Below are 3,106 nucleotides of genomic sequence, written 5' to 3' on the forward strand. Positions count from 1 at the left end.
GAGGCGACCCCGCAGTGGGGAAATCCGTCGGAGTCGATGTGGAACGGCATCTGGGTTCCCGGTTTCGCTTCCGAATACGACTTGCTCGACTGGGAGAACCAGCGCGGCGAGGTCGACGACAACCTGATCGAGATCATGCACGAGGCCGAGCGGCTCACCGGTGTCGACGTCGGGCGGGCCGACGCATTCCGCGGCGTCATGTGGGACACGTGGACGACGTTCATGAACGACTACGACGTGTTGGTCTCGCCGACCCTGGCTTCGGCCACGTTCCCGCTCAGTCAGTTCGCGCCGTCGTGGCTCGAAGGTGCGTCGCTGCGTGAGCAGTTGCTCGATTGGCTCTTCACCTACCCGTACAACATGCTCAACAATCCGGCGATCACCGTGCCCGCCGGATTCACCGCCGACGGTCGACCGGTGGGGCTGCAGATCGCCGCACGTCACCGCCGGGACGCACTGGTCTTGCGGACTGCCGCGAACTTCGAAGCGGTGCGTCCGTGGGCGGACAAGAAGCCGGCCGATTCACTGGTCGTGGCCTAGCTCACACAATTGGCTAGATTGGTGTGATGACGTCTGTACTGCCTGATCGCGGCGCTGGACCTGACATGTTCGCGCCGCGATCGCCGGCGGCCGGGGCGTACGGCATTCTCGGCCTGTGCGCCGAAGAACTCCGCGCACGTGGACTCGCGTACTCGGCTGCGGCGGTCACGTACCGAGACCCGTCGAGCGGAAGACATCGGGCTCTGGCGAGTTCCGGATACGACGCCAGGGTGCTCGAGTTCCTGCTCGAGGACTTCGTCGCCGATCGCAATCTCTTCGGCATCATTCGCGAGGCTTCGGGCGTGCCCGTGTTCTGGCAGGACGTGCCACGATTCGAGCAGGTCGAGATGGTCACCGATGTTCTGCGGCCGTCCGGGTACGCCGAGGGTGCGTCGGTCGCATTGGGGTTCTCCGGCCGTGAGGTGACCGGATTGCTGCACATGAGCTTCGCGGATTCCGGCGTCGTCGATCGCGTACGGGAGGTGGTGGCGGCGTCCAGCGCAGCCTGCTCGCGCGTCGTGGGGGACCAGGTGGCGCTCGATCGTGTCCATCTGAGCCCACGGGAGATCCAAGTACTGCAATTGGTGGCCAGGGGCGCGGGCAATGTAGAGATCGCCGAGGAGTTGTTCGTCAGCCGTCGCACCGTCGCCACCCATCTCGAGAACATCTTCGTCAAGACCGGAACCAATTCGCGGGTTCAGGCAGCGGTGCGCGCCGCGAAGTGGGGTCTGATCGAGTCCTGAGTGACGCCGAATCACACGAGTGGCATTTTGTTACCTGGCGTTCACCAGATGTGCGGCTCGTTCCGTGGCGCGAGTGTCCGATCCGCAGTACCGTCGGCAGTAACGAGTAACCAGAAGTTACTTGTGCGGGAGGTTCTGATCGTGACTGAAACACTCAGTACGAGAGGGCCGGCGCCCGGCCCTTGTTTCAGCTGACACAGCGTCACCTGACACCAGAGCCGTCCGGCCCAGCGAGCTGAGTTTGCGCGGGTGCCGCGCAGACCTAGGAGCCCAACGTGACTGCATCACGCTCCGTCTCTGCCCACTCGGCCCGGGCTGATCTATCAGCCGGGAATCATTCGGGAGATGCACTTCGCACGTACGTCTTGGATACCTCGGTACTACTGTCCGATCCATGGGCTGTCACTCGATTCGCCGAACACCACGTGGTACTCCCACTGGTCGTGATCAGTGAACTCGAAGGCAAACGGCACCACCACGAACTGGGATGGTTCGCCCGAGAATCGCTTCGCATGCTCGACGATCTCCGGATCGAATACAGCCGCCTCGACCGTCCGGTACCGATCGGCACCGAGAACGGGACACTGCAGGTCGAACTCAATCACACCGACCCTGCGGTCCTGCCCGTCGGATTCCGCACGGACAGTAACGATTCGAGGATTCTGGCGTGTGCGCTGAATCTTGCTGCGGAGGGCAAGGATGTAGTCCTCGTCAGCAAGGACATTCCGCTTCGTGTGAAGGCAGGCGCGGTGGGACTACCTGCCGACGAGTACCACGCTCACGACGTCGTGCCCTCCGGATGGACGGGCATGACTGAGCTGGACGTCGCCTCGACGGACATCGACGAGCTGTTCAACGAGGGTTTCCTGGACCTCGACGAAGCGCGAGATCTGCCGTGTCACACGGGTCTTCGCCTGCTCGGTGGTTCGTCGAGCGCCCTCGGTCGGGTGACTCCCGACAAGCGCATCCAGTTGGTGCGCGGTGAGCGCGAGGCGTTCGGGTTGCACGGCCGCTCCGCCGAGCAGCGCATTGCGCTCGATCTCCTCATGGACGAGAGCATCGGCATCATCTCTCTCGGTGGGAAGGCGGGCACCGGTAAGTCGGCCTTGGCTCTGACGGCAGGTCTTGAAGCGGTTCTCGAGCGCCGCACTCAGCGCAAGGTTGTCGTCTTCCGTCCGTTGTATGCCGTTGGCGGACAAGAACTCGGCTACCTTCCCGGTAGTGAGAGCGAGAAGATGGGCCCGTGGGCTCAGGCCGTTTTCGACACTCTCGACGGGTTGGCCTCGCCAGAGGTTCTCGAGGAGGTTCTCGCCCGCGGAATGCTGGAAGTGTTGCCGCTGACGCATATTCGCGGTCGGTCGCTGCACGATTCGTTCGTGATCGTCGACGAAGCGCAGTCGCTCGAACGAAATGTTCTGCTGACAGTGCTTTCTCGTCTGGGAACCGGCTCGCGAGTGGTCCTCACGCACGACGTCGCGCAGCGTGACAACCTGCGAGTGGGCAGGCACGACGGAGTTGCGGCCGTCATCGAGAAGCTCAAGGGGCACCCGCTTTTTGCGCACATCACACTCACGCGCAGTGAGCGTTCGCCGATCGCCGAGTTGGTGACCGACATGCTCGAGGAGTTCGGCCCCACTTCCTGAGAAGTGATCTCCCCGTGCGGACTTCGGTCTGCACGGGGAGATGCCTGGGTTTGAAGTTGTTCAGTTTTGCAGCGGTCCCAGTTCGTTGTCGAGAACTTCCTGCACCACACGCATCGCCGCCAGTCCGGCCGGAGCGCCGCAATACGCGCTCGCGTGGATCACGGTTTCGACGATCTCGGT

The 3,106-nt window shown here is 63.1% G+C and carries 3 protein-coding genes and 1 pseudogene; 3 read left to right on the top strand and 1 reads right to left on the bottom strand.

What is annotated here, in order from left to right; genetic code table 11:
* From A2J01_RS14095 to A2J01_RS14105, 3 genes are all read left to right on the top strand, one after another.
* Positions 1-540, top strand: a 540-nt coding sequence (locus tag A2J01_RS14095) for an amidase family protein (protein WP_269455315.1), incomplete at its 5' end; no start/stop codon positions are given.
* 26 nt (positions 541-566) lie between these two features.
* On the top strand, positions 567-1,283 hold the full coding sequence (locus A2J01_RS14100; RefSeq protein ID WP_030536254.1) for a helix-turn-helix transcriptional regulator: 717 nt from the start codon (positions 567-569) through the stop codon (positions 1,281-1,283).
* A gap of 275 nt (positions 1,284-1,558) precedes the next feature.
* Entirely contained in the window at positions 1,559-2,926 is a 1,368-nt protein-coding gene (locus tag A2J01_RS14105) for a PhoH family protein (protein ID WP_003945274.1), read from the top strand.
* A 60-nt stretch (positions 2,927-2,986) separates the two neighbouring features.
* Here A2J01_RS14105 and A2J01_RS14110 read toward each other — a convergent pair.
* A pseudogene (locus A2J01_RS14110) lies at positions 2,987-3,106 on the bottom strand (carboxymuconolactone decarboxylase family protein); the annotation flags it as partial.

Origin of the sequence: Rhodococcus sp. EPR-134 (assembly GCF_001647205.1) — a bacterium.
Taxonomy (GTDB): domain Bacteria; phylum Actinomycetota; class Actinomycetes; order Mycobacteriales; family Mycobacteriaceae; genus Rhodococcus_F; species Rhodococcus_F qingshengii.